General features: G+C 71.3%; 26 protein-coding genes. 10 read left to right on the forward strand and 16 right to left on the reverse strand.

Features of this window, described 5'->3' with window-relative positions; translation table 11 throughout:
• The first annotated feature begins 417 nt into the window (after positions 1–417).
• On the forward strand, positions 418–1,527 hold the full coding sequence (locus ACZ41I_RS21070) for a hypothetical protein (RefSeq protein WP_468514776.1): 1,110 nt from the start codon (positions 418–420) through the stop codon (positions 1,525–1,527).
• Positions 1,528–1,552: 25 nt separating this feature from the next.
• Here the strand turns inward: ACZ41I_RS21070 and ACZ41I_RS21075 are convergent, their stop codons facing one another.
• From ACZ41I_RS21075 to ACZ41I_RS21085, 3 genes are all read right to left on the reverse strand, one after another.
• Positions 1,553–2,614 carry a helix-turn-helix transcriptional regulator gene (locus ACZ41I_RS21075; RefSeq protein WP_468514777.1) on the reverse strand — a complete coding sequence of 354 codons (1,062 nt, stop codon included), beginning with the start codon at positions 2,612–2,614 and terminating at the stop codon, positions 1,553–1,555.
• A gap of 261 nt (positions 2,615–2,875) precedes the next feature.
• Positions 2,876–3,970: an aminotransferase class V-fold PLP-dependent enzyme gene (locus tag ACZ41I_RS21080; RefSeq protein ID WP_468319991.1), complete on the reverse strand. Its 1,095-nt coding sequence runs from the start codon at positions 3,968–3,970 to the stop codon at positions 2,876–2,878.
• 97 nt (positions 3,971–4,067) lie between these two features.
• Entirely contained in the window at positions 4,068–4,784 is a 717-nt protein-coding gene (locus tag ACZ41I_RS21085) for a DsbA family oxidoreductase (protein ID WP_468319995.1), read from the reverse strand.
• A gap of 123 nt (positions 4,785–4,907) precedes the next feature.
• On the opposite strand from ACZ41I_RS21085, the gene ACZ41I_RS21090 reads away from it, so the two are divergent.
• A complete protein-coding gene (locus ACZ41I_RS21090; RefSeq protein ID WP_468514778.1) occupies positions 4,908–5,270 on the forward strand; it encodes a hypothetical protein in 363 nt (120 codons plus the stop codon).
• On the opposite strand, the gene ACZ41I_RS21095 is transcribed toward ACZ41I_RS21090, so the two are convergent.
• On the reverse strand, positions 5,230–5,838 hold the full coding sequence (locus ACZ41I_RS21095; protein ID WP_363214945.1) for a DUF1349 domain-containing protein: 609 nt from the start codon (positions 5,836–5,838) through the stop codon (positions 5,230–5,232). The two genes, ACZ41I_RS21090 and ACZ41I_RS21095, sit on opposite strands and share 41 nt — an antisense overlap.
• 24 nt (positions 5,839–5,862) lie before the next feature.
• Positions 5,863–7,392, reverse strand: coding sequence for an aldehyde dehydrogenase (NADP(+)) (locus ACZ41I_RS21100; protein WP_468514779.1), 1,530 nt, complete (start codon positions 7,390–7,392; stop codon positions 5,863–5,865).
• A gap of 142 nt (positions 7,393–7,534) precedes the next feature.
• Between ACZ41I_RS21100 and ACZ41I_RS21105 the strand changes: the two genes are divergently transcribed.
• The 6 genes from ACZ41I_RS21105 to ACZ41I_RS21130 all read left to right on the forward strand — a co-directional run bounded on the left by ACZ41I_RS21105 (position 7,535) and on the right by ACZ41I_RS21130 (position 13,295).
• Positions 7,535–8,305: an IclR family transcriptional regulator gene (locus ACZ41I_RS21105; protein WP_363214947.1), complete on the forward strand. Its 771-nt coding sequence runs from the start codon at positions 7,535–7,537 to the stop codon at positions 8,303–8,305.
• A gap of 50 nt (positions 8,306–8,355) precedes the next feature.
• A complete protein-coding gene (locus tag ACZ41I_RS21110; RefSeq protein WP_468514780.1) occupies positions 8,356–8,826 on the forward strand; it encodes a GNAT family N-acetyltransferase in 471 nt (156 codons plus the stop codon).
• Between the two features lie 79 nt (positions 8,827–8,905).
• Positions 8,906–9,844: a hypothetical protein gene (locus ACZ41I_RS21115; protein WP_399770312.1), complete on the forward strand. Its 939-nt coding sequence runs from the start codon at positions 8,906–8,908 to the stop codon at positions 9,842–9,844.
• A complete protein-coding gene (locus ACZ41I_RS21120; RefSeq protein WP_399770310.1) occupies positions 9,841–11,130 on the forward strand; it encodes a sensor histidine kinase in 1,290 nt (429 codons plus the stop codon). Before ACZ41I_RS21115 ends, ACZ41I_RS21120 begins: the two co-directional genes overlap by 4 nt.
• Entirely contained in the window at positions 11,127–11,786 is a 660-nt protein-coding gene (locus tag ACZ41I_RS21125) for a response regulator transcription factor (protein WP_468514781.1), read from the forward strand. Before ACZ41I_RS21120 ends, ACZ41I_RS21125 begins: the two co-directional genes overlap by 4 nt.
• Before the next feature lie 54 nt (positions 11,787–11,840).
• Positions 11,841–13,295, forward strand: a complete 1,455-nt coding sequence (locus ACZ41I_RS21130; protein ID WP_399770307.1) for a peptidoglycan D,D-transpeptidase FtsI family protein — start codon at positions 11,841–11,843, stop codon at positions 13,293–13,295.
• Positions 13,296–13,301: 6 nt separating this feature from the next.
• Here the strand turns inward: ACZ41I_RS21130 and ACZ41I_RS21135 are convergent, their stop codons facing one another.
• Together ACZ41I_RS21135 and ACZ41I_RS21140 are read right to left on the reverse strand one after the other, a co-directional pair.
• Positions 13,302–14,699, reverse strand: a complete 1,398-nt coding sequence (locus ACZ41I_RS21135) for an NCS2 family permease (protein ID WP_468514782.1) — start codon at positions 14,697–14,699, stop codon at positions 13,302–13,304.
• A gap of 273 nt (positions 14,700–14,972) precedes the next feature.
• Complete coding sequence (locus ACZ41I_RS21140; protein ID WP_363220341.1) at positions 14,973–15,770, reverse strand: HAD family acid phosphatase; 798 nt, start codon at positions 15,768–15,770, stop codon at positions 14,973–14,975.
• A gap of 116 nt (positions 15,771–15,886) precedes the next feature.
• On the opposite strand from ACZ41I_RS21140, the gene ACZ41I_RS21145 reads away from it, so the two are divergent.
• The gene (locus tag ACZ41I_RS21145) at positions 15,887–16,189 is read left to right on the forward strand and encodes a hypothetical protein (RefSeq protein WP_399770301.1); all 303 of its coding nucleotides are present in this window, start codon (positions 15,887–15,889) and stop codon (positions 16,187–16,189) included.
• A 34-nt stretch (positions 16,190–16,223) separates the two neighbouring features.
• Here the strand turns inward: ACZ41I_RS21145 and ACZ41I_RS21150 are convergent, their stop codons facing one another.
• The 7 genes from ACZ41I_RS21150 to ACZ41I_RS21180 form a co-directional block, all read right to left on the reverse strand.
• A complete protein-coding gene (locus tag ACZ41I_RS21150) occupies positions 16,224–16,373 on the reverse strand; it encodes a hypothetical protein (protein WP_468514783.1) in 150 nt (49 codons plus the stop codon).
• Positions 16,374–16,449: 76 nt separating this feature from the next.
• Positions 16,450–18,162, reverse strand: a complete 1,713-nt coding sequence (gene araD / locus ACZ41I_RS21155) for an L-arabinonate dehydratase (protein ID WP_468514784.1) — start codon at positions 18,160–18,162, stop codon at positions 16,450–16,452.
• A complete protein-coding gene (locus tag ACZ41I_RS21160; protein ID WP_468514785.1) occupies positions 18,159–19,043 on the reverse strand; it encodes a dihydrodipicolinate synthase family protein in 885 nt (294 codons plus the stop codon). The genes araD and ACZ41I_RS21160 overlap by 4 nt, the downstream gene beginning before the upstream one ends.
• Positions 19,040–19,714 carry a GntR family transcriptional regulator gene (locus tag ACZ41I_RS21165; RefSeq protein ID WP_468514786.1) on the reverse strand — a complete coding sequence of 225 codons (675 nt, stop codon included), beginning with the start codon at positions 19,712–19,714 and terminating at the stop codon, positions 19,040–19,042. Before ACZ41I_RS21165 ends, ACZ41I_RS21160 begins: the two co-directional genes overlap by 4 nt.
• Before the next feature lie 120 nt (positions 19,715–19,834).
• Positions 19,835–20,212, reverse strand: coding sequence for a hypothetical protein (locus ACZ41I_RS21170; protein WP_468514787.1), 378 nt, complete (start codon positions 20,210–20,212; stop codon positions 19,835–19,837).
• A gap of 75 nt (positions 20,213–20,287) precedes the next feature.
• A complete protein-coding gene (locus ACZ41I_RS21175; protein WP_363220347.1) occupies positions 20,288–20,869 on the reverse strand; it encodes a TIGR03086 family metal-binding protein in 582 nt (193 codons plus the stop codon).
• Between the two features lie 3 nt (positions 20,870–20,872).
• Positions 20,873–21,091: a hypothetical protein gene (locus ACZ41I_RS21180; protein ID WP_468514788.1), complete on the reverse strand. Its 219-nt coding sequence runs from the start codon at positions 21,089–21,091 to the stop codon at positions 20,873–20,875.
• 162 nt (positions 21,092–21,253) lie between these two features.
• Between ACZ41I_RS21180 and ACZ41I_RS21185 the strand changes: the two genes are divergently transcribed.
• On the forward strand, positions 21,254–22,486 hold the full coding sequence (locus tag ACZ41I_RS21185; protein WP_468514789.1) for an MFS transporter: 1,233 nt from the start codon (positions 21,254–21,256) through the stop codon (positions 22,484–22,486).
• Here ACZ41I_RS21185 and ACZ41I_RS21190 read toward each other — a convergent pair.
• Positions 22,423–23,586 carry a hypothetical protein gene (locus ACZ41I_RS21190; protein WP_468514790.1) on the reverse strand — a complete coding sequence of 388 codons (1,164 nt, stop codon included), beginning with the start codon at positions 23,584–23,586 and terminating at the stop codon, positions 22,423–22,425. The two genes, ACZ41I_RS21185 and ACZ41I_RS21190, sit on opposite strands and share 64 nt — an antisense overlap.
• Positions 23,583–24,524, reverse strand: coding sequence for a 5-dehydro-4-deoxyglucarate dehydratase (locus ACZ41I_RS21195; protein ID WP_399770282.1), 942 nt, complete (start codon positions 24,522–24,524; stop codon positions 23,583–23,585). The genes ACZ41I_RS21190 and ACZ41I_RS21195 overlap by 4 nt, the downstream gene beginning before the upstream one ends.
• Between the last annotated feature and the right edge of the window lie 181 nt (positions 24,525–24,705).

The following is a 24,705-nucleotide window of genomic DNA, read 5'->3' on the forward strand; positions in this document are numbered from 1 at the left end:
CTGCCGGACTATTGACGGACCGCCAGGAAGCTGCATGGCACGAAGTCCCCCCGGGCTCGCGCCGGCCCGGTCGGCGGGACGGGCACGGGCTTCCAGGAGCACGTCGGGACAGCACGCGTCCCACGACGCTGCATGCCACCGAACGCTCCCGGCACACACTCGAAGACCACGGGGGACAAAGTGCCGTGCAGGTTTATGACGTTCCTCCGGCTCTGTTCTCCCAGTGGCCAACTGCGCCAGGCTGGACGCGCACGGAGACCTGAGACACAGTCGTCGTTCGGGATCGGCGGACTCCATGACTCGCGCGATCGCGCTCGACCGGACGGGACGCCACCTCCCCCGCCCGACCGGACGGGACTGACCCACGCCGCCGAGCGGTCGAGCACCTGCTACGAGCAATGACGGGAACGGAGATCATTGGCCCAGCAGTCAGTTCCGGTCACCGTGTTGCACAGCGCCGTCGTTCTGGGCCCCGTTGCGGAAACCTGGACCGCCCACCAAGAACTCGTGCGCCGCTCTCGCATGTGGCAACGGGTCCTGCGCGAGCGGGAGGACCGGTATGAGCAAGCGCCCGCGGTCTCGGTACGCAGGGCCCTCAAGTCCGGCCTCGGGGGGCGGCCCGGGGCGGCGGCGATCGTGCAGCGGGCGAGTGGCCGGATCACCTACCTGAGCGTGAGGGGATCAGGCCGTTCACAGTGGACCGGCATCAGATCTTTGGCCGATCTCACCTGCCTGGGCGCGACAGCGGCAGCACCTGACGAGCCAGTGGATGTGTCGGGGCTCCTGCGACCGTGGTCCGGTCTGCTGGCGCCCGGCAGCGCATCTCGCCTCTCACCCACCGGCCCCTACGAAACCAGGCTTCTGGTCTGCCCGTTGTCCGGAGAGTGCGAGAGCCGCGGCTGGGGACAGAGCGAAGCCGACTCAGCTCTCTCGGCCGTTCTCGGCGGACTGAAGATGCTGGCTGCCGAGTCCTGTCCGTCCGGTGGACTGTTGCGCGGGAAGACAGTCGGTGCCGCGGGCCCGTCAGAGCTCCACTGGCTGCTGGACGGCGCCCTGAGCCTGCTGGCCCGGGTCTCGATGGTGACGCGGAGGCAGGAGGTCCCACCGCCTCTTGCCTGGTCGGATGCGACTCGTGGGTTCGCCTCGCCGGCCTGCGACTGGCAGCTCGTGTTCCGCTGCGTCAGGCAGCTCCCCGGCAGTTGGTGCACAGCACAGCTGGTCCACCAGAAATCGGGCGTCCAGGCGCCCGCCGAGTGGGGATGCTGCGTCGAAGACGCCGCTCGGCGCGCTGTGGCCGCCGCTCGGACAACCGGGTTCGGCTCGCCGGCCGAGGGGCCGCCGGAACAGTGCGTGCCGTCCGCGAGCTGCCTGCTGACCGAGCTCGACCCGGCCTCGCTGATGCAACTGGCCTCCAGCGTCCTTCAATTCCTCCGTCCAGCCGGTCTCAGGGTCCTGGGCACCCGAGTCCTGGCCGATGCGCTGCTGGGCCGCCCGCAGATCGCGTGGGGACCGGTGTGGTTCGGCTGACGAACCACACCGGTCCCGCCCGGCATCACCGCCGGGAAAGCCTCAGTGACGTCTCCGAAACGCCGACCGCCGCGTCGTCGAGCAGTCCTGCCCGCATCGCGAGCACCCCGGCCTGGAAGCGGCTGGACGCTTCCAGTTCCTCCATGACTTCAGCGATGTGCCGCCGGCAGGTCCGCACGGAGATGCCCAAGCGGTGTGCTATCAGTTCGTCCTTCGCACCTTCCGCGAGGTACCTGACGATGGCCCGCTTCATCTCGCTCCGGGCCGCGCCGTAACCGATCCCCGACGGCGAACGGTCCTCGAAGGGGACAGCGGCGGACCACGCCTGCTCCAGGCCCCGGTACAGGAAATCGACCGTCGAGGGCTCCCGGACGGCGACGGCACCGTCGGAACCCATGCGGTCCGGGATGAACGCGACCTCACGGTCGAAGATGACGATCCGGTCCGGAATCTCCTCGCAGGTGCGGATCTCGCAGCCCTCCGCCGCGAGCCGTGTCAGCTGGTGACGCATCATCGGGCTGACCCGGACGGGATGCTGGTAAAGCGTACGCATCCGCACGCCGCGGCGGAGCAGTTCGAGGTCCTGCGGGAGCGACCGCTCTATTTCATGCTCGGATAAAATACCGGGATGCGCACTGAAGACTTCGACGGAACACGCCCGTGCTTCCTTCGCCAGAATCAACCGAACGCTTTCGACGTCACTGATGACATCAATGGCCTCCCGTCGATTTCTCGCCTGCCGACTCTGGAAATAGACTGAATTCAGGGAAAGTAACTGGGACTTCAGACCCCCGACCTGCTGCTCACGTTCCTTGATGTCCACCTCGATCGGATTGACGACTTCCGCAATCGCCGACTCGGGGCTGACAGGAAAAAGAACATCGGGCTCGGACAGCGAGCTTCGCAGCAGAGTCAGCTCGACCAGGGTCCGCAGTGCATCGCTGACGTCCGCGACGGATCCCCCGATCCCGGGTGCCCCCTCAAGCGCCTCCGCGCGGGATATGCCGCCGCGCCTCAAAGACCATTCGTAAAGCTTCACCGCCAGCGGCGAAACTATGGAGTACCACCCTTTGTCCGAGTCGTTCACTCACAAGCCCCCGTTGTCGACCAGGCGCCCTGACCGGCCTTGCGCCGATGCGCCGTCAGGCCATAGCGTACCGACGGTGTCAAGTCAATTCGCCGACACTCGCCGCAGCCCGCCCCTTGTCGACAACAAGGAAATGCGTCACTTTACGATCCCATGATCGATTCACTCGGGAGTGGAAATTTCACCGACCTCGTCCGACGGATCGCCGGTTCCTTGTCCCGCCACTGATCATGCGTGATATTTCCGGGTGACTTGGCAAGGTCACCCCTTCAAGGCTCCGGCCCGGTCATGTCGTCGGCCGGCGAGCACGTCCAGCAGACGGTCCACGTCCGCTTCCGTGTTGTACAGGTGGAAGGACGCCCGCAGGTTGCCCGCGCGGTTGGAGACCTCGATGCCGGCCTCGCTCAAGTCGGGCTGCCGGGAGCCGAGTTGCGGCACCGAGACGATCGCCGAGCCGGGGGCGGGCACCGGCTCGTGGCCGAGGGCGGCCAGGCCGGCCCGGAACCGGTCGGCGAGGGCGACGTCGTGGGCGTGCACGGCGGCCACGCCCAGTTCCTCGATCAGCTCCAGCGAGCGCCGCAGTCCCGTGAAGGTGAACAGGGCATGGCTGAGGTCGAACCGCCGTGCGGAGTGGGCGAGGTCGGCGACCGGGCCGTAACAGCTGTCCCACGGCCTCTCGGCCGCGACCCACCCGGCGAGCACAGGACTCAGCCCGCCGAAGTCCTCGGGGACCGTGAGGAAGGCCGCGCCGTGCGGGCCGAGCAGCCATTTGAAGGAGACCGTGGCGGTGAAGTCGTAGGCGTCCGCGTCCATCGGCAGCCAGCCGGCGGCCTGGGAGAAGTCGACATAGGTGCGTGCCCCGTGCGCGCGGGCGGCCTCCTTGAGGGCGGCCAGGTCGGCGATGCGCCCGTCGGCGGACTGGGCGGCGCTGACCGCGACCAGCGCGGTGCCCGGACGGACGGACTCGGCGATCCGCGCCAGCGGGACCGTGCGGACCTTGAGGTCGCCGCGGACGTGGAACGGGTTCAGTACGGAGGTGAAGTCCTCCTCGGCGGTGAGGACCTCGGCACCGGCGGGCAGGGAGGCGGCGATCACCCCGGTGTGCGCGGCGACCGAGGCGCCCGCGGCCACCCGGGTGGCGGGGACACCGGCGAGCCGGGCGTACGCGGCCCGGCAGTCCTCCACGTCCTCGTACAGCGGAGTCAGCGGCCGGCCCTCGGCCCGCAGCAGCGCCGCCCGGTGCAGGGCGGCGACGGTACGGGCGGGCAGCAGGCTGTTGCTTGCGGTGTTGAGATAGGTGCTCGTGGGGGCGAACTCGGCGCGGACGAGGCTGTCGAACGTCTCCGTGGTCTGCATGGGACCACTGTGCGGCCCCGTGAAGTCCCAGTCCATTGCGGATTTTTACGTGAATCCGCTTAGGGATCCTTATACGTCCGCGCCGACCTGCGGTTTCTCAGTGCTGCGGCACCGCGCACCCGTCCGGCCCACAGGCCTCGGCATCCCCCTGCTCGACCAGTTCCAGCGGGGAGCGCTCGTCCCACGCCTGGGTCAGCGCCTGGCTGAAGACCTCGGCGGGCTGGGCGCCGGAGACGCCGTACTTCCGGTCGAGGACGAAGAACGGGACGCCGGTCGCGCCGAGCTGTGCGGCCTCGCGCTCGTCGGCGCGGACCTCGTCGGAGTAGCGGGAGGGGTCTGCGAGCACCGCGCGGGCGGCCCCGGCGTCGAGACCGGCCGCCACGGCCAGCTCGACGAGCCGCTCGTCACCCTCGGTGAACACGGACCGCTCCTCGGCGAAGTTCGCCCGGTACAGGATCTGGATCAGCGCGTCCTGCCTGCCGTGCTCCTTGGCGAAGTGCAGGAGCCGGTGCATGTCGAAGGTGTTGCCGTGGTCCCGGTCGCGGGTGCGGTAGTCCAGGCCCTCGGCGGCGGCCTGGGCGGCCAGGTTGTCCTCGCCGGCCTGGGCCTGCGCCTCGCTCATGCCGTACTTCCTGGTGAGCATGGTGATGACCGGCTGCACGTCGCCCTTGGCGCGGCCCGGGTCCAGCTCGAAGGAGCGGTGCACCACCTCGACGTCGTCACGGTGCGGGAAGGCAGCGAGCGCCTTCTCGAAGCGGGCCTTGCCCACATAGCACCAGGGGCAGGCGATGTCGCTCCAGATCTCGACGCGCATGTCTTCGGCTCTTTCCAGGTCGTACGGGTGCGGAGGCTCTCTCCGCCAGCAGTACGTGAACGTTCAAACAGCCGGGTTCATTCCCTCCGGGAGGCGGCTGAACCGGGCCGGTAGGCGCTCGGGGTGGGCGGCGCCGGGGTGGCCGTCGCCGCGGGCGCCGCGTCCCTGCGCATCGGGGCCCGTCGGCCGCACCCGGTGGTGTCCGTGCCGCTGGTGCCGCCGGCGCTGGGCTGCGCGCTCACGGTGCCGCCACTGACCGCCGCGATGACGGTCGCCGTACCCGCCGAGCGGGCGGCTCTCGCGGCCGGGGTGCTCGACTCGGCCCGGCAGATGGCCGGCGGCCCGGGCATCGCGGTGTTCGGGGCGCCGCTCGGCGACGGCTTCGAGGCCGGTGTGCGGCTGAGCCCGGCCCTCGGCGCGGCCCGGCTCACGACGACGTTCGCCCTCAGCTTCCGTCTCGCAGGTCGCTCGGCCAGGCGGCCCTGAACGCGAGGTGGTCGTACGTCACCACGCACCCCTCCCCCAGGGGCGACTGGGTCATGAAACCGACCAGCGCGTCATCGGTCTCCTTCTCGTCGCCCAGGGTGAACAGCCGGACGAAGGTCCACCGCTCGCCGTCCCGCGAGGCGTGGAAGGCGAAGGCCCGCCCGGTGCGGCTGACCCGCAGCCACACCGAACTCCCCTCGACGGTGAAGGAGTTGGCGTCGTCGGAGTGCCCCCGGGTGACCACCGTGCAGACGGTGGGCACATCCGGGGAGTACTCCAGACACAGCTTGGCCCAGGCCCGCTCGCCGACGTGGACGTAGAGGACGCCCGCGTCGAAGGCGGCCCGGAAGCCCACGGTGACCCGAGCGATCAGCTGGAAGTCGCCCTCGGGCGCGCCCAGCAGCCGGGGCGCGTCCGAGACGGGGTCCAGTGCCTCCCCGGTGGGCGGTACGAACCGGTCCTGCCGGGGCCCGGCCCAGCCGGTCAGCACGCCGTCCTCGTAGGTCCAGTGCCCGTCGGGTCCGTAAGTACGGAGAGGGAAAGGGAGTTCGGGAAGTTCCACGTCCATCGGCCAAGTGTCGCAGGGCTGCGATTACCGCTCCAGAATCCCGTTGAACCGCCGGGGAAGCCCCAGCGGATTCTCATCGCGGAGCTCCCTCGGCAACAAGGCCGACGGCGCGTTCTGATAGGCCACCGGCCGCAGCCACCGCTCGATGGCCGTACCGCCCACCGAGGTGGACGTCGAGGTCGTCGCGGGGTAGGGGCCGCCATGGTGCTGGGCCGGAGCCACCGCGACACCGGTGGGCCACGCGTTCACCACCACACGCCCCGCCAGCGGAGTCAGCTCGGCCAGGAGTTCCGGCCCCCGCCCCTTCCCTGCCGCCTCCTGCGAGGACAGGTGGACCGTCGCCGTGAGATTCCCCGGCAACCGCGACAGCACCACGGCGGCCTCCTCCTCGGAGGTGTAGCGGGCCACGACACTGACCGGTCCGAAGCACTCCTCGAGCAGCAGGTCGTACGCGCCCTCCTTGGTGAGCCGCTGCGCCGGCACCGTGAGGAATCCGGCGCTGACCGTGTGCTCGCCGTCCGCGCCCGGCGTGACCGGCGTCTCCACGTCGTCCAGGCCGGCCCGCTCCCGCACCCCGGCGACGAAGTTGTCCCGCATGCGGTGGTCGAGCAGCACCCCCGCGCCGGTGTCGCTGACGGCGTCGGCCAGGGCCTTCACCAGCCGGTCGCCCCCGGCGCCGGACGGCACCAGCACCAGCCCGGGCTTCACACAGAACTGCCCGACGCCGAGCGTCATGGACCCGGCCAGCCCGGTGCCGATCTCCTCGCCGCGCTCGGCAGCGGCGGCCTCGGTCACCAGGACCGGGTTCAAGGACCCCAGCTCGCCGTGGAACGGGATCGGCACCGGACGCGCGGCCGCCGCGTCGAACAGCGCCCGCCCGCCCCGTACCGAACCGGTGAAGCCGGCCGCCGCGACCAGCGGGTGCTTGATCAGCTCGACGCCCGCCTCGAAGCCGTGCACGAGGCCGACGACGCCCTCGGGGATGCCGTGCTCGGCGGCGGCCCGGCGCAGCACCTCGGCGACCAGCTCGGACAGGGCCGGGTGGTCGGGGTGGGCCTTGACGACCACCGGGCAGCCCGCGGCGAGCGCGCTCGCGGTGTCGCCGCCGGCGACGGAGAAGGCGAAGGGGAAGTTGGAGGCGGAGTAGACGGCGACGACGCCGAGCGGCACCTTGTAGCGGCGCAGGTCCGGGACGGGCGGGGTGGCGGTGTCGTCGGGGTGGTTGATGACGACGTCGAGGAAGGCACCCTCGTCGACGATGTCGGCGAAGGCCCGCAACTGGTAGCTGGTGCGGGCGAGTTCTCCGGTCAGCCGGACCGGGCCGAGGGCGGTCTCGGCGTCGGCGGTCCCGACCAGGCCGTCCCCGGCCGCGTCCAGGCCCGCGGCGGCCGAGCGCAGGAAGGCGGAGCGCACCGCGCGGTCGGCGAGGGCGCCACGTGCGGCGTGGGCCGCCCTGACCGCCGTGTCCACCTCCTGGGCCGTGGCCTCCACCGCAACCTGTTCACGCTGCTTCCCGGTGCGCGGGTCGACACTCCAGACTGGTGCTGCTGCCACCGCGGATCCCTCCAGTAAGGCCGCAATATCCAAGGGCGGGCCAGGGTCGACCATCAGAGGCGTTCGATATACTGAACGCTGTCTCTGATGATGAATATGCTGCTCGGAGACTATTTCCCGGCGAACGAAGGGGTCAAGGGCGATGTCGGCTGGCGAGACAGGCGGGGCCCAGGTCAAGTCCGCGGTGCGGACCGTCGAGTTGCTCGAGTACTTCGCCGGCCGGCCCGGTATGCACTCCCTCGCGTCCGTCCAGGAGGCCGTGGGGTACCCCAAGTCCAGCCTGTACATGCTGCTGCGCACCCTCGTGGAGCTGGGCTGGGTGGAGACGGACGCGACGGGCACGCGGTACGGCATCGGGGTGCGGGCGCTGCTCGTGGGCACGTCGTACATCGACGGCGACGAGGTGGTGGCCGCCGCCCGGCCGACCCTGGACCGGCTCTCCGACGACACCACGGAGACCATCCACCTGGCCCGGCTCGACGGCACCAACGTGGTCTACCTCGCCACCCGCCAGTCCCAGCACTATCTGCGCCCCTTCACCCGGGTCGGGCGCCGGCTGCCGGCCCACTCCACCTCCCTCGGCAAGGCGATCCTCGCCACGTACAGCGACGAGCAGGTGCGCAAGCTGCTGCCGGAGACCCTGCCCGCGCTCACCGAGAACACCCTGACCGACCGGGAGAAGCTCATCGAGGAGCTGCACCAGGTCCGCGAGCAGGGTTTCGCGGTCGACCGTGAGGAGAACACGCTGGGCCTGCGCTGCTTCGGCGTGGCGATCCCCTACCGCACCCCGGCCCGGGACGCGATCAGCTGCTCGGTGCCGGTGGCCCGGCTGACCCCGGCCCATGAGCAGATGATCAAGGACGCGCTGTTCGACGCGCGTGACCGGCTGACCCTGGCGACGCGCAGGCTCTGAGCGCGGGCGGTGGTGGGCGCGGCGCGCGAGCCGTCGTAGGCTCGGGCCCCATGGAGATCGCTCTGCGCGCCGTGGAGGACGATGACCTGCCGGTTTTCCACCGGCAGATGACCGACCCGGAAGCCGTCCGGATGGCCGCGTTCGGCCCGGAGGGCCCGTACGACCCGGAGGCCTTCGCGGCCTACTGGCTGCGCGTGCGGAACTCCTCCTTCGTCCTGCGCACGGTGCTGGCCGACGGCGAGGTGGCCGGTAACGCGGCGGTCTACGGCGTGGCCGGCGAGCGCGAGGTGACGTACTGGATCGAGCGCGCGTACTGGGGCCGGGGCGTGGCGACGGCCGCGCTGCGGGCTCTGCTCACCGAGGTTCCCGAACGGCCGCTGTACGCGCGGGCGGCGGCCGACAACGCGGCATCGCTGCGGGTGCTGGACAAGTGCGGCTTCCGCGAGACGGCCCGGGCCCGGGGGTACGCGAACGGGCGGGGGCAGGAGATCGACGAGGTCGTGCTCGTCCTGGAGGGCTGAGGCCCCTCCCCCGTGCGGCGGAGACGGATCGTCGGGCCGCAGGAGGTGCTCGCCCGGGGCGACGCGGGAGCGTTGGGGCATGACGATCTCAACGGCCGCTCTCACGGCCGGCATCTCCACGCGACGCCGTTCGCTCCGGCTCGTGGCCATCACCGCCTGCCTGCCGTACATGTCCCTCAAGGCCGCCTGGATCGCCGGCAGCCACCTCGGCATCCCGGACGGCAGTCCGCTGCTGGAGCACCGGCTGACCGCGGCGCTCGCCAACGGCGTCACCGTGCTGATGGACGCGGCCGTCGTCGTGCTCGCGCTGCTGCTGACCCGTCCGTGGGGCCGGCGGGTGCCGGCCTGGCTGCTCGCGGTGCCGATGTGGCTCGCTGTGGGACTCCTCGCACCCATCATGGTGGGCTTCCCGCTGCAACTGGTCCTGCACGGCGGCGGAGGCGGCCACAGCGACGGCAGACCCTTCCTGGCCGACTGGGTCTTCGCGGTGGTCTACAGCGGGTTCATCGTTCAGGGGCTGGCGCTCGGCGCGCTGTTCGCGGGGTACGCCCGTGAGCGCTGGGGGCACCTGTGGCGGGGGCGGGTGCGGGAGCTGCCGGCCGGGGGCGCTACGGGGGCGCAGCGGCTGACGGCCGTGACGGCCGCGCTTCTCGCGCTGTTCCCCGGCGTGGTGCGGCTGCTGCGGGCCTTCGGGGCGGCCTCGGCGGACGGCAGCGGTGCCCGGTCCCTGCAGTGCGTCTTCGTCCTCTTCCTGGCCATGGCCGTCACCGGTGCCTGGCAGCTCGCGTTCCGCCGGGGCCGTGCCCTGCCGGTCGCCGTGCCGCTGGCGCTGGCCTGGACCGGCTCCGGGGCCGTGACGTGCTGGGGCGGCTGGATATCGCTGGGAACGCTGGTGACGGCCTACAGGCCGACACCGCTGACCAGCCTCACCTACGCTGGGCAGATGATCACCGGCCTGCTCGTGGCGAGCGTCATCGCCCACTTCCTCGCGGACCGGCCCGCCAAGGCACCGCGGTGACAAGGGCGTTGAGGCCGCTGTTCGGCGGGCGGGCGCGGCGCCGTTGGATCCATCTCATCCTCGGCGGCGCGCTCGCCATGCCGTACGTCCTCGTCGGTTCGTTGGTCGTCGGGCCGCTCACCGGCGTGGACGACGTCTTCCGTTCGCTCCCCCTGCAACTCGGCTCGTTCGCCGTCGGGTTGCCGCTGGCCGCCGTCACCGCGCTGTTCCCGTCGGCCCGGCCGCTGGAGTCGGCCGCCGCGCGGGCCCTGTGCGGTATCGACGCGGAGGCACTCGCCCACGGCCCGGCCCGGACGCGGGCCGAACGAGGCCGTACGGCGGCCTGGTTCACGTTGCACCTCGGCCTCGGCGGGATCATCTCCGGCATGTCGCTGGCCGTGCCGCCGTTCGCCGCGGTGCTGGTCGTACTGCCCCTGTTCGCCGGACTGCGCCACTCCCCGCTCGGCCTGCCCGAAGCCCTCGACCACCCCTGGGCGTTGGCCCTGTCCCCGGTCGCGGGCCTGGCCATGCTGTGCGCGCTCGCCGCGTGCGCGGCCGGCTGCGGCGCCCTGCTGGCCCGCTGGGCGCCCGCGCTGCTCGGACCCACCCCGCAGGACCGGCTGGCCGCCGCCGAGGCCCGGGCCGCCGACCTCGCCGTACGCAACCGGCTCGCCCGCGAGCTGCACGACTCCGTCGGACACGCCCTGAGCGCCGTCACCCTCCAGGCGAGCGCGGCCCGCCGGCTCCTCGGCTCCGACCCGGAGTTCGTCCGCGAGGCGCTCGCCGCCATCGAGGAGACCACCCGGCGCACGGTCGGCGAACTCGACGCCGTGCTCGGCGTGTTGCGCGACGGGGACACGCCGGGCACCGCGCCGGCGCCGACCCTCGCGACCGACCTCGACGGGCTGCTGCGCCGGACCAGGGCCGCCGGACAGCCCGTGACGGCCACCGTCGGTCTCGACCCCGCCGCGCTGCCGGCGCTGGTCTCCCGGGAGGCGTACCGGATCGTGCAGGAGGGCCTGAGCAACGCCCTGAAGCACGCCGGCACGGCGGTCGCCGTGCGCATCTGCGCTTCCGCCGGCCACCTGGAGATCACCGTCGAGAACCCCCTGGGCACGGCCACGGCTCCCCGCCCCGGCGGCGGCCACGGACTACGGGGCATCGCCGACCGGGTGCGGCTGCTGGGCGGCACGGCACAGGCGGGACCGTCGGGCGGCACCTGGCGCCTGCATGTACGCCTGCCCCTGACCACGGCCGCGACGGCAGCCGACACGCAACCCCGACCGCTCCCGAAGGGACCCGCATGACCCAGCCCGCCATCCGGATCGTCCTCGCCGACGACGAGCGCATGGTCCGCACCGCCCTGCGCGCCATCCTCTCCGCCGAGCCGGGCCTGGAGGTCGTCGGCGAGGCGACCACCGGCGCCGAGGCCGTGTCCGTGGTCCGGGAACTGCGGCCCGACGTCGTGCTCATGGACGTCCGGATGCCCGAGGTCGACGGCATCCGGGCCACCGAGCAGATCGTCGCCGCCGTGGCACAGCCGCCGCGGATCGTCGTCGTGACCACCTTCGAGAACGACGCGTACGTGTACGACGCCCTGCGCGCCGGTGCCGCCGGCTTCCTGCTGAAGCGGTCGGACGCCGATGCCCTGGTGCAGGCGGTACGGCTGGTCGCGCGCACCGACACCCTGCTGTTCCCGTCGGCCGTGCGGTCCCTCGCGGCCCAGCACGCGCGCGGCACCGCATCGGCCGCGCCCTGGGTGAGCAAGCTCACCGGACGTGAGCGCGATGTGCTGCGGCACATGGCCGACGGACTGACCAACGCCGAGATCGCCCGGCGGCTGGACGTGGGCCCCGCGACCGTGAAGTCGCACGTGGCGGCGGTCCTCGCGAAGACCGGCGCCCGGGACCGCACCCAGGCGGTGATCGCCGCGTACGAGGCCGGTTTTCTGAGCGGGCGATGAGAAAACGGGGCGTACGGGAACGATCGGCCCCGTCCCGATCGTCTTCGAAGCGGGATGAACAAGACGATCAGGCGGGCGTCCGTCTTCGCGCTGCTGCTCGTGCTCGCTCTGCTGGTCAGGGCGACCTGGGTGCAGTTCTACGACGGCAAGGCCCTCGCGGACGACAACAGCAACCGGCGGAACGCGATACAGACGTACTCGCGGCCGCTCGGGAACATCATCGTGGCCGGGAACGCGATCACCGGCTCGACGCGGACGAAAGGGAGCGACCTCGCGTACAGGCGGACGTACACGGACGGCAAGCTCTACGCCGCGGTGACGGGTTATGCCTCGCAGGCCTATGCCCCGACCCAGCTGGAGGGCATCTACGCGGACCTGCTGAACGGCACGGACAACCGGCTGAAGACCGTGATGGACACGCTCACCGGCAAGCGCGCCGACCCGGGCAACGTGCTCACGACGATCGACCCGGCCGTGCAGAAGGCGGCGTACCGCGCGCTCGGCGGCAACAAGGGCGCGGCCGTCGCGGTCGACCCGAAGACCGGCAAGATCCTCGCGGTGGTGTCCACGCCGTCGTACGACCCGTCCTCGCTGACCGACGCCAACACGGCAGGGATCGCCTGGAAGCAGCTCAACGCGGACAAGGACAAGCCGCTCACCAACCGGGCGCTGCGCCAGCCGCTGCCGCCCGGCTCCACGTTCAAGCTGGTGGTGGCGGCGGCAGCGCTGGAGGACGGGCTGTACAAGACCGTGAACGAGCAGACCGACAGCCCGGACCCCTACACCCCGCGGGGCACGACGCACGTGCTGGTGAACGAGAACAGGTCGGCGCCGTGCAAGAACGCCTCGATCCGCGTCGCCCTGCAGTACTCCTGCAACAACGTCTTCGGCCATATGGCCGTCCAGCTCGGCCAGGACAAGGTGAAGGCGATGGCCGAGAAGTTCGGCTTCAACGACGACAAGCAGGACGTGCCGGTGCGGGCCTACGCCAGTGTGTACCCCTCCGGCATGGACGAGCCGCAGACCGCGTTCTCCGGCATCGGCCAGTTCGACGTCACCGCGACCCCCCTGCAGATGGCCATGGTGTCCGCGGCCATAGCCAACGGCGGCAAGCTGGTCTCGCCGCACATGGTGTCGCAGATCACCGACAGCGGCGGTGCTGTGCTGCACAACTACGACGACGACGCGGACAGCAAGGAGATCATCAGCTCCTCCACCGCCGAGCAGCTTCAGTCGGCGATGGAGACGGTGGTCAAGGAGGGCACGGGCACGAACGCCCTGATCGACGGCGCCACCGTCGGCGGCAAGACGGGCACCGCCCAGCACGGCGAGAACAACAGCAAGACGCCGTACGCCTGGTTCACGTCCTTCGGCAAGTCCGACAGCAGCGGCAAGGAAGTGGCCGTCGCCGTGATGGTGGAGCAGTCGGACGCGGCGAGGTCGGAGGTCAGCGGCAACGGTCTGGCGGCGCCGGTGGCCAGGGCGATGATGCAGGCGGCACTCAAGTGACGCCCTTCACTTCACCCCGAGAACCTGCTCGACCGGGTCGATCGCGAAGTACACCAGAAACAGCGCCGAGACCGCCCACAGCAGCCAGTTGACCTCCCGCGCCTTCCCCAGCACCGTCTTGATGACGACGTAGGACAGGAATCCGGCCCCGATGCCGTCGGTGATGGAGTAGGTGAACGGCATCGCGGCGATGGTGAGGAACGCCGGGACGGCGATCTCGTACCGGTCCCAGTCGATGTGCTTGACGTGGGTCATCATCAGGAAGCCCACCGCGATCAGCGCGGGCGCCGCCGCCTGGAGCGGGACGATGGTGAGCAGCGGGGCGAGGAAGAGGGCGAGACCGAAGAGGCCGCCGGTGACCAGGTTGGCGAGGCCGGTGCGGGCGCCCTCGCCGACGCCGGCGGCGGACTCGATGTAGGCGGTGTTGGAGGAGGCGGAGCCGAGGCCGCCGACTGCGGCTGCGGCGCCGTCGATGAACAGCACGCGGCCGATGCCGGGCACCTGCCCCTTCTCGTCGAGCAGCCCGGCCTCCGCGCTGATGCCGACGATCGTGCCCATGGCGTCGAAGAAGTCGGACAGGACCAGGGTGAACACCAGCAGCACGGCGGTGAGCACCCCGGCCTTGGCGAAGCCGCCGAACAGGCTGAAGTGACCGATCAGTCCGAAGTCCGGGGCGGCGACGATCCTGTCGGGGACCTTGGGCGTGGTCAGGCCCCAGCTCTTGATGTCGGCGACGGCGTTGAGGACGATCGCGACGACGGTCATCGTCACGATGCTGATGAGGATCGCGCCCTTCACCCTCCGGGCGAGCAGCGCGATGGTCAGCAGCACGCCGAGACAGAAGACGAGCACGGGCCAGCCGGTCAGCCGGCCGACCGCACCGAGCTGGACCGGCACGGTGGTGTGGGCGGCGTCCGGGATGCGGCTGACGAACCCGGCGTCGACGAAGCCGATGAAGGCGATGAACAGTCCGATGCCGACGCCGATGGCCTGCTTCAGCTGCTGCGGGATCGCGTTCATGATGGCTTCCCGCAGTCCGGTGAGGACCAGGAGGCAGATGACGAGGCCTTCCAGGACCACCAGGCCCATCGCGTCGGCCCAACTCATCAGGGGCGCCAGCTGGAAGGCGACGACGGCGTTGAGGCCGAGGCCGGCGGCGACGGCCAGCGGGAGGTTGCCGCCGACGCCCATGACGATCGTCATCACACAGGCCACCAGCGCCGTGGCGGTGACGAGTTGGCCGGTGTCGAGGGAGTGGCCGAACTTGTCCTTGGCGCTGCCCAGGATGATCGGATTCAGGACAAGGATGTAGGCCATGGTGAAGAACGTGGCGAAACCGCCGCGTATCTCCCGGCCGAAGGTGGATCCCCGCTCGGAGATCCTGAAGTACCGGTCCACTGACATGGTCCCACTCCTCGCCACCTGATGACCGACGTGCGGATGCTGGCTGGATTGTTCCCTCGTCGAACCCGTTTCAGGTTTTCTTCGTGTTACAGAAGAGCGTTCGACGTGTCATACGACGTTCGAAGTTCCGTACGAATCACTGCTGGAAGAGCCGCAGTACAACCACGCGGGCGGCGGGCGCGACGCCGCCCTTCCGGCCGGCCCCCGCCACGGCACGGTTGTGCCGTGGCGGGGGCCGGGTACGAGCGGCTGCTCAGAACCTACTGATGACCGTCAGGAGACGAAGTAGGTCGGGTTCGGCAGCTTGTACGTGCGGTCGGCGTAGCCGCCGTCGAGGTCCGAGTACTGGTCGCCGAAGTTGGCGATGACCTCGTAACCCAGGTCGTCCTCGATGTGCTTGCGCGTCCCGGACTTGTACTGCACGGTCGTGCAGTTCCAGGCGTTCGGGGTGGCGCAGTCGCTCAGATAGGCCGGCGGGTTGGCCTTGTCCTTGAGGAACATGTGGTCGGCGTCGAGGTTCACATCGGCGCCGACCTTCTTCAGGTTGGCGACCGCGGCGGCGCGCTGCGCCTCGCTGAGGCCGGAGTTGTAGAAGACCTCGACACCCTTGGACGCGGCGTACTGGACCAGTTCGGGGCTGCCGAAGACCGCCGGGCGGTCGGCGCGGTTCACGTAGTCGTTCCACGTGGTGGGGTTGTACGTGTAGTTGTAGCGCTTCTCGTAGTCGAGGCTGAGCAGCAGCGTGTCGTCGATGTCGAAGACGACGGCCGGCTTCTCGCCGTGCCGGTGCGCCTTGCGAGCCGCCTTGTCGATGTAGCGCTTGGCGGCGGCGTCCATGTCCGCCAGGTCCTTGGCGTACGGGCTGTCCGGGGACGCCTGGTAGACGCCGTTGCTGTCGGCGGTGGTGCCGTAATAGCTGTCTATGTCCTTCACCAACTGCCCTATGTTGTAGGGCTCGTGGGTGGAGTTCGCCGTCGACTGCCCGGCGGTGGCAGCGCCCGCGCCGTACAGCGCGGCACCGGCAAGAGCACAGGCGACACCGGCGGTGACGACTCTGTGGGACTTCCGCATGGATTCTCCGGATCTGGTGGATGAGAGTGATGTACCAGGTCAGAGAATGTCTACGCGCATAACTCCGGCTCTGCGAGCGGTGTTATCCGATCGATACGAGAAAAGGATCACCACATATGCAGTACGTCGCCGCGGGGACCCACGGACCATCCCCGGTGTTGCTCGTCGTCTTCGCCCTGGGCGGCCTGGCCGCCCTGTGGTGCGGTGTGAACTGGGCCTTCGACGTGCGCGGAATCACCACGAGCAGGGCCGAGCGGATTCGGCGCAGGAACGAGGAACGGTGGGCGGCCGTGGGGCGTCTCGGCGGATCGCCCACGCTCTTCGCGTCTGCGGGCTATCTGCGGTTCCTGGGAGCGGTGATGGCGTGCGCGGGCTTGGTCCTGCTTCTTGCCACGTACGCGCTGTGGCATCTGAACTGATCGACTGGGCCGAGGAGCGTGCGTCTGCCGGGCATCAGCACCCCTCCCATGACGCCCAGTCGTCCAGGCAGGTCCAACGGGTCACCGACCCGGATGAAGGCGAGTTCTGCAGGCTGCAGTGGAAGACGCTGAGCACCGGGTAGGCGATGAAGCCCAGCATCAGCAGGGCCGCCGGGGCGGTCAACAGGTGCGGCAGCCTGCGCAGGAGGCGCTTGCTGCATGCGCATGGGTGAAGCGCTTCACCTCTCTCGATGCGTGGCTCAGCCGGCGTAGGGGTCCGGCACCGTGCCCGGCCGGGCCAGGAACTCGAAGTCGCAGCCGGTGTCGGCCTGGGTGATCTGCCCGTTGTAGAGGACGCCGTAGCCGCGCTCGTACCGGGGCGGCGGCGGGGTCCACGCGAGCCGCCTGCCCTCCAGCTCCTCGTCGTCCACGTGGAGACGGAGGCTGCGGGCCTCGACGTCCAGGGTGATGAGGTCCCCGGTGCGCACGAGCGCGAGCGGGCCGCCGATGTACGACTCCGGGGCCACGTGCAGGACGCAGGCGCCGTAACCGGTGCCGCTCATCCGGGCGTCGGAGATCCGGACCATGTCCCGCACACCCTGCTTGAGCAGGTGGTCCGGGATGGGGAGCATGCCGTACTCGGGCATGCCCGGCCCGCCCTTGGGCCCGGCGCCCCGCAGCACCAGCACGCTGTCGGCGGTGATGCCGAGGGCGGGGTCGTTGATGGTGCGCTGCATGGTCCTGTAGTCGTCGAAGACGACGGCCGGGCCGGTGTGCTTCAGTAAGCGGGGCTCGGCGGCGATGTGCTTGATGACGGCGCCGTCCGGGCAGAGGTTGCCCCGCAGGACCGCGACCCCGCCCTCGCTCGCGACCGGGTTGTCGCGGGGGCGGATGACGTCGTCGTCGTGCACCTGGGCGCCCTGCAGCTGCTCGCGCAGGGTGTCGTACGACACCGTCGGCCGGTCCAGATGGAGCAGATCGGTGATCCGCGACAGGAAGCCGGGCAGGCCGCCCGCGAAGTGGAAGTCCTCCATCAGGTACTCACGGCCGCCGGGGCGGACGTTGGCGAGTACGGGCACGGTCCGGGCGATGCGGTCGAAGTCGTCCAGGGTGAGCTTCACCCCGGCACGGCCGGCCATGGCGATCAGATGGATCACGGCGTTGGTGGAGCCGCCGAGGCCGAGCACGGTCGTGACCGCGTCCTCGAACGCCTCACGGGTGAGGATCCGCGACAGCCTCCGGTCGTTCCGGACCAGCTCCACGGCGGTCATCCCGGCCTTGGCGGCCATCCGCCCGTGCCCGGAGTCGACGGCGGGAATGCTCGACGCGCCCGGCACGGTCACGCCGAGGACCTCGGCGGCGGCCGTCAGCGTGGACGCCGTACCCATGGTCATGCAGTGCCCGGGCGAACGGGCCAGGCCGCTCTCCAGCTCGGCCATCTCGCAGTCGCCGAGGAGACCGGCCCGCTTGTCGTCCCAGTACTTCCACATGTCCGTACCGGAGCCGAGCACCTCGCGCCGCCAGTGCCCCGGCAGCATGGGCCCGGCAGGCACGAAGACGGCCGGCAGACCGGCGCTGGCCGCACCCATCAGCAGCGCGGGCGTCGACTTGTCGCACCCGCCCATCAGCACGGCACCGTCGACCGGATAGGACCGCAGCAGTTCCTCGGTCTCCATCGCCAGCAGGTTCCGGTAGAGCATCGGCGTCGGCTTCTGGAAGGTCTCGCTCAGCGTCGAGACCGGGAACTCCAGGGGAAACCCGCCGGCCTGCCACACCCCGCGCTTCACCGCTTGGGCGCGATCCCGCAGGTGCACATGGCACGGGTTGATGTCGGACCAGGTGTTGAGCACGGCGATCACGGGCTTGCCCAGGTGCTCCTCGGGCAGATACCCGAGCTGCCGGGTCCGGGCCCGGTGACTGAACGAACGCAACCCGTCGGTCCCGTACCACTGGTGGCTTCTCAGCTTCCTCATAGGGACCATCCGGCGGCGATGGCGGCGACCTCGGCGCGCTTGTGCTCGGGCAGGGGCCTGCTCGGCGGGCGGACGTCGCGGCGGCACAGGCCGAGCGCGGCGAGGGCTTCCTTGACGACGGTGACGTTGTCGGCGGAGCCGTGGGCGGCGCGGAGCTCCTCGAAGCGGCGGATCTGTTCCCACACCTTCATGGCCGCCGGACAGTCGCCCGATCGAAGCGCTTCCATCATGTTCAGCGACACGGCCGGCGCGACGTTCACGAGCCCCGAGGTGAAGCCGGTGGCGCCCGCGGAGAAGTAGGAGGGGGCGTACGGCTCGGCAAGACCGGCGTCACGGGCGAAGGCCGCGAAGCGTGCGGCATCCGGGACGGCGTACTTGACCCCGATGACGTTCGGGCAGTGGTCGGCGAGTTCGGCGAGCCGGGCGCCGGGCAGCTGGGCGTTGCGGATGTACGGCACCACACCCAGCCCGGGCGCGGACTCGGCGATGGCCCGGTGGTAGTCGACCCAGCCGGCCGCCGAGACGCAGGGGTGGACGGGCTGGTGGACCATGACCATCCCGGCGCCGAGGTCGCGGGCGTGCCGTGCGGCGGCGATGGCAGTGGGCAGGTCGTGCCCGACGCCGACGAGGATCACGGCACGCCCGCCCGCCTCCTCGACGGTCAGCTCGGTGACCACGCGCCGCTCCTGGGGGGTGAGGGCGTAGAACTCGCCGGTGTTGCCGCCCGGGGTGAGGGTGTGGATCCCGCCGTCGAGCAGGCGACGCAGCAGGGCCCGGTGGGTGTCCTGCTCGACGGTGCCGTCCTCGGCGAACGGAGTCACCGGGATGGCCACCACGTCGGCCGACGCCGCCCGTTGGGTCTCGAACGTCACACTGCTCATCGATGACCTTCCTCCGGCCGGGACTCGGTGTCCTGGGCGTCCGAGGGGAAAGCGCGCTGGATGAAGGAGGCGATGTGGGCGTGCAGGGCGCGCGCCGCGCCGTCGGCGTCGCCATCGAGCGCCAGCCGCAGGATCTCCCGGTGCTCGGCGGCCTCCCGCTCCCAGGAGGGGTCGGCGGCCCAGGCGACGGCGGAGACCAGGGCGGCCTGGTCGCGGACCTCGTCCAGCATCCGGCCGAGCAGCGGGTTGCCGCACGGCAGGTACAGGGCGCGGTGGAACTCCCGGTTGGCGAGGGACCGTTCGGCGGTGTCGGTGGCGTGGTCGGCCCGGTCGAGCGCGTCACGGGCGGCGTCGAGGCAGGCTCCGCGCCCGACGGTCCTGCGCAGCGCCTCCGGCTCCAGCAGCAGCCGCACGTCGTAGACCTCGCGCGCCATGTCGGCGTCCACCATGCGCACCGTGACGCCCTTGTACTGGCTCATCACGACGAGTCCGGTCCCCGCGAGGGTCTTCAGCGCCTCCCGCACCGGGGTCTTGGACACTCCGAACTGCGCGGCGAGCTCCGTCTCGACCAGGGCCTGACCGGGTGACAGCCGGCCGGTCAGGATGCGGAGTTTGATCGCGTCCAGCACGTACTGCGTGCGGGACGGGATCGGTGTGGGCACGGAGGTCATGCGGCCCTCTCGGATCTCACATATCGCGTCTCATATATGACGTACGAAGTGCGACGCGTTGAAAGTAGGAGGGGGCTCGTGATTCGTCAATGCTTCTGACAAAAAGGTGCACGCGGCCCGTCACGGGGCCGGCAGGGTGAACACCAGGAGCAGCACGCCCAGGGGCGGCAGCACGGCCAGGACCGCCGTCCAGGCGCGCGTCACGGACCAGCGGCGTGTCCAGGGCAGCAGCCAGGCCGTGAGCAGGGTGCCGACGCACAGCGGGCCGCCGTAGCGGAGCAGTCCGAAGATCCAGGACAGGGAGGTGTTCAGCGCGGCCGAGCAGTCGTCGGGGCCGCAGCTGTCCGTCGCCATCACGGAGAACCCGGCCAGGACGACGGCGGCCGGGCCGAGCACGCCCAGGAGGGCCGTCGCGATCGTCGGTGCCACCCAGGCCCGGCGGTCCCGCGCGTCACGGTCGGCCGGCCCCGGAAGCGGGGTGATGTGCTGTGTCGTCATGCGAGCAGTGAACCGGCGTCACGGCGGCCGCCACACCGGTGCACGTACTCATGCCGCAGCTGCCCTCCTACTCAGTCATGGACGCCACATCGGGTCCCGCCCGCTCAGCCCCACCGCCTGCTCCAGCAGCGGCGCGTCCTCCGCCACCGGGACGACCGGCCCGAAGAGGCCGCCGCCGCGGTCCGGGTCCTCGGCCGCCATGAGCAGGAAGCCGTGGGCCGAGTCCAGGGCGGCGGGGTCGGGTGCGTAGAGGCGTCCGATGGCCTGGGCCAGGTCCCAGCCGTGGATGACCAGCTCGTCGACGACGACGGCACCGGCGACCTCGCCCGGCAGGTCCACCCCGCCCGCGCGGGTCATGCCGGTCCAGGCCGCCGGATCACGCCAGGCGTCGGCGAGTTCGTCCAGGGCCTCGGGCAGCTTCTCGCGCCAGCCGGGGCCGATGTCCGGGACGGTAGCGGTCGGGCTGGTGTCGGTCGTCGGCCCGAGGTCCTTGCGGGCGGCGTCGCGGAAGGCCACGGAGAGCATGTGAATGTGGCCGAGCAGATTCCGCACCGCGAGGTCCGGGCACGGCGTGGGGGCCGTGAGCTGGTCGTCCGTCACCGTTTCGACCAGCCCAGCCACCATTCTGGTCTGGGGGCCAAGATCGATCATGGTCATGTCCTACTCCTTGACGGTTGCGGTCCTGCTGCGAAGGGCTGACCGGCCGGCGCCCGAGAATTCATCGATACCCCGCAGCCACTCCCGCGGCGATCGTCCGCCGCCCAGCACCACACCGCGATCACCGGCCCAGGAGTCGAGGCCCTTGCAGGCAACGTAGGTGGCCACCGCGGTGAACGCGAACTCCCGGCCGCCGAGGCCGCCGCCGTCGGTCTCGCCCACGTTCTGCTGATGCCCCTCGTCCGCCGACGGCAGGTCCGGCCCGGCGTACGCCCCAGGGCGTTCCTGACAGGTTCCGACGGATTGCCGCCGCCGCGCCCCGCCCGGCGGATAAGGCACCTCACCGATCCGCGCCCGCCCTCCTCAGACCCACGATGAGCAGGCATGACGACTTCTTGGACCCTGCTCCGCGTGCTGCGGGACCGCAGCGCGGGGCTGTATCTGGCCGCGGTGGTGGTGTCGGGCTTCGGCAACTCGGCGCTGTTCCTGGCATCGGGCGTGTGGGTGAAGGACCTCACCGGGTCCGACGGCCTGGCCGCCCTGTGCATGCTCGCCATGTGGGCGCCGACCCTGGCGGGCCCGGCGCTGGGCACAATCGCCGACCGCGTGCGGCGCGGGCCGCTGCTGGTGGCTCTGAACGCGGGCCTGGCGGTCCTGCTGCCCACCCTGTGCACCGTCGACTCCCCGGGCGGCCTGTGGCTGCTGTTCACGGTCCTGCTGGTCTACGGCGCCGCCGAGGTCGTCCAGGACGCGGCCGAGTCGGCCCTGGTGACCACGGCGATCGGCCCGGAGCGCCTCGGCGACTTCAACGGGCTGCGCATGGCCGTCACCGAGGGCATGAAGCTCGTGGCCCCGCTGACCGGGGCGGCCCTGTACACGGCCTTCGGCGGTCCGGCCGTCGCCTGCCTGGACGCGGGCACCTTCGCGGTCGCCGCCGGGCTGTACGCCCTGCTGCGGGTGCGTGAGGAGCGGCCCGCCCGGTCCGGGGGCGACTGGCGGCGGGAGACCGTGGCGGGCGTCCGGCACCTGTGGGGGCACCCGGGGCTGCGCCCGCTGGTCCGGGCGGGCGGCATGACGATGCTCGTCAGCTCCCTGTGCAGCACGACGCTGTACGCCGTCGTCGACCGTCTCGGCCACTCCCCCGCGTACACGGGTGTGCTGTACGCCGTCCAGGGCGCCGGTTCGGTGACGGCCGGTCTCGTCTCGGGGGCCGCGCTGCGGCGGCTGGGCGCGCGCCGGTTCGCGGCGGCGGGGATCGCGCTGACGGCGCTCGCGGTGGCCGCGCGTGCCGTGCCGTCGGACGCGGTGGCCCTCGCCTCGTCCGCGGCGGGCGGCCTCGGGCTGCCCTGTGTGCTCGTCGCCGCGTTCACCGCCGTCCAGCGCGAGACGCCCGGCCCCCTGCTCGGCCGGGCGACGGCCACCGCGAGCACCCTGGTCTTCACGCCCAACGTCGTGGGCCTCGCCGTCGGCGCGGGCCTGGTCGAACTCGCCTCTCCCGCCCTGCTGTTGCCGGTGTACGGTCTCGCGCTGCTCGGGACGGCGGCTTCCCTGGCTCAGCGCGCGGACAGCGCCTCGCGCACCGGGGCGAGGTCGCCGTCCGACGCCAACCCGGCGTGATAGAGCCGTAGTTCGGTCGCGCCCTGGGCACGCGCGCGTGCCGCGTCCGCGGCGAGCGTCCCGGGGCTGCCGCCCATCCCGGAGACGACGGTGAGGTTGGCGGCCAGCACCGTCCGCTCCCGGGCCGCTTCGGCGAAGGGTGCCAGCAGGGCCGTTCCGCCCGTGCAGGGCACCACCACACCGTCGGCGACGGCGAGGACGCGGGCGGGGTCGACGCCGGCGTTGGCGCCGCAGTGGTGGGAGACCGGATCGGCGTGCAGCAGCACCTGGAAGCCGGCCGGTGCGGCGGCGCGTACGGCGGCGACGGCCTCCTCCTGGAGCGTTCCGGCGGTGTCCTCGCGCCACGCGCGCGTGCGGGCCGCGTTTTCCTCGCCGAGCAGCTTCCCGACCGTGAGCCAGCCCTCGTCGTCCGCCGTGCCCCGCCACAGCGGCTCCAGCGCGGCCCGCACGGACGCGGCCAGCACCTCGGGGTCCAGGCCCTGTTCGCCGTACCCGGCGCGGCAGGTCGGGCAGAAGCACAGGGACATCAGGTACTGCCCGGCCTCCCCCAGTGGCACCCCGGAGGTCTTGTCGTGGGCGTGCAGGTGCTGCAGCCCGTACCAGCCGAGGGACTCCAGCTCGGTGCCGTGGGCGCCGGGGCGTACGGCGGCCTCGGCGGCCAGGTCGACCAGGTACGCGCGGGTGGCGGGCTGGGCGATGCAGGGCGCCCAGGGGTAGGGGTCGCCGTAGGCGTTGACGACCGAGGTGTCCGGGTGTTCGGCACCCAGGCGGGAGTTGTGGGCGAGGACGACCCAGGAGTGCACCTCCAGGCCGGCCGCGGTCAGGGCCGCTGCCGCCTCGCCGTAGGCGTCGCCGGGGGCCCAGCGGCCGGCGGGGTACGGCCTGAGGCCGCGGCCTGCCCAGCGCTCGCCCATGGGGTACAGGACGGCCGCGTACTCGGCGGTGACGATGCGGTGGCGGGGGTGGCGGGGGGTCAGGGCGCGGGTGGAGTGGTAGGCGGCGGCGAGGGTCACCTGCTCGACGCCGAGCCCGGCGATGCGTGCCGGGGCGTCGGGGTCGCCGTTCACGTCCCAGGGGTAGACGAACGCCGACGCCTTCACGCCGCCTCCGCCAGCAGCTCGTATCCGCGCTCGATCAGCTGGGCGAGGTGTCCGACGTGCTCCTCCGCCGGCTCGTGCAGCGGCGGCCGGACCTCGCCGACGTCCAGGCCACGCAGTCGTACACCCGCCTTGACGAGCGAGACGGCATAGCCCCGGCCCTGGTCGCGCAGTTCCACGAACGGACGGTAGAAGCCGTCCAGGAGGCGCCGGACGGTCGCCGTCTCGCCCGCGGCCAGCGCCCGGTGGTAGGCGAGGGCGATCTCGGGGGCGAAACAGAAGACGGCCGAGGAGTACAGGGTGACACCGAGGGCGTGGTAGGCGAGCTGGGTCTGCTCGGCGGTGGGCAGGCCGTTGAAGTAGAGGAAGTCGCCGGGAGCCTCGGTGCGTACGGCGCTGATGATCCGCTGCATCAGGTCGAGGTCGCCGAGGCCGTCCTTGAGGCCGGTGATCCCCTCGGTGCGGGCGAGTTCCACCACCGTCTGCGGGGTGAAGACGGCGTTGTCGCGCTGGTAGACGATCAACGGCAGGGCGGTGGCCGCGGCGATCTCCCGGTAGTGCCGCAGCAGCCCCTCCTGGCCGGCGAGGACGAGGTACGGCGGCATGGCGAGGAGGCCGTCGGCGCCCGCCGCCTCGGCGAGCTGGGCGTAACGGACGGCGAGCGCGGTGCCGTAGCCGGCGCCGGCGACCACCGGGACCCGTCCGCCGGCCGCTTCCACGGCCACCCGGACGCAGGCTTCGAACTCCTCCGGCAGCAGCGCGTGGAACTCCCCGGTGCCGCAGCAGGCGAACACGGCGGCGGCGCCCGCCGTGACGCCCCGGCGCACATGGGTGCGGTAGGCGTCGAGGTCGAGTGAGCCGTCGGGGCCGTAGGCCGTGACGGGAAAGAAGAGGGGCCCGCGCGGATCGCTGAGCCGTTCGGTGAAAGGAGTGGGCGTCACGGGCTCTCCTTGGGACACGCCGGTGCATGTATCTGATTCACGTCTACATTTCTGAACGCCACCACGCTAAGGGGCCCTCTACGGCCGGTCAAGCGGGCGCACTCGCGACACCGAAGCGAATTCACGCACCTCAGGGGAGACTTGACGGTGTACGGCGAACCTCTCTAGCGTTTCCACGCAT

The organism is Streptomyces sp. NPDC030799, assembly GCF_055572255.1.

Excerpts from the sequence above, each read along its gene's own strand:
- ACZ41I_RS21110 (WP_468514780.1), top strand. The coding sequence starts at position 8,356 with ATGGAGATCGCTCTGCGCGCCGTGGAGGACGATGACCTGCCGGTTTTC.
- ACZ41I_RS21130 (WP_399770307.1), top strand. The coding sequence starts at position 11,841 with ATGAACAAGACGATCAGGCGGGCGTCCGTCTTCGCGCTGCTGCTCGTG.
- ACZ41I_RS21160 (WP_468514785.1), bottom strand. The coding sequence starts at position 19,043 with ATGAGCAGTGTGACGTTCGAGACCCAACGGGCGGCGTCGGCCGACGTG.
- ACZ41I_RS21140 (WP_363220341.1), bottom strand. The coding sequence starts at position 15,770 with ATGCGGAAGTCCCACAGAGTCGTCACCGCCGGTGTCGCCTGTGCTCTT.
- ACZ41I_RS21125 (WP_468514781.1), top strand. The coding sequence starts at position 11,127 with ATGACCCAGCCCGCCATCCGGATCGTCCTCGCCGACGACGAGCGCATG.
- ACZ41I_RS21170 (WP_468514787.1), bottom strand. The coding sequence starts at position 20,212 with ATGACGACACAGCACATCACCCCGCTTCCGGGGCCGGCCGACCGTGAC.
- ACZ41I_RS21095 (WP_363214945.1), bottom strand. The coding sequence starts at position 5,838 with ATGGACGTGGAACTTCCCGAACTCCCTTTCCCTCTCCGTACTTACGGA.
- ACZ41I_RS21165 (WP_468514786.1), bottom strand. The coding sequence starts at position 19,714 with ATGACCTCCGTGCCCACACCGATCCCGTCCCGCACGCAGTACGTGCTG.
- ACZ41I_RS21145 (WP_399770301.1), top strand. The coding sequence starts at position 15,887 with ATGCAGTACGTCGCCGCGGGGACCCACGGACCATCCCCGGTGTTGCTC.
- ACZ41I_RS21115 (WP_399770312.1), top strand. The coding sequence starts at position 8,906 with ATGACGATCTCAACGGCCGCTCTCACGGCCGGCATCTCCACGCGACGC.
- ACZ41I_RS21185 (WP_468514789.1), top strand. The coding sequence starts at position 21,254 with ATGACGACTTCTTGGACCCTGCTCCGCGTGCTGCGGGACCGCAGCGCG.
- ACZ41I_RS21135 (WP_468514782.1), bottom strand. The coding sequence starts at position 14,699 with ATGTCAGTGGACCGGTACTTCAGGATCTCCGAGCGGGGATCCACCTTC.
- ACZ41I_RS21175 (WP_363220347.1), bottom strand. The coding sequence starts at position 20,869 with ATGACCATGATCGATCTTGGCCCCCAGACCAGAATGGTGGCTGGGCTG.
- ACZ41I_RS21080 (WP_468319991.1), bottom strand. The coding sequence starts at position 3,970 with ATGCAGACCACGGAGACGTTCGACAGCCTCGTCCGCGCCGAGTTCGCC.
- ACZ41I_RS21085 (WP_468319995.1), bottom strand. The coding sequence starts at position 4,784 with ATGCGCGTCGAGATCTGGAGCGACATCGCCTGCCCCTGGTGCTATGTG.
- ACZ41I_RS21105 (WP_363214947.1), top strand. The coding sequence starts at position 7,535 with ATGTCGGCTGGCGAGACAGGCGGGGCCCAGGTCAAGTCCGCGGTGCGG.
- araD (WP_468514784.1), bottom strand. The coding sequence starts at position 18,162 with ATGAGGAAGCTGAGAAGCCACCAGTGGTACGGGACCGACGGGTTGCGT.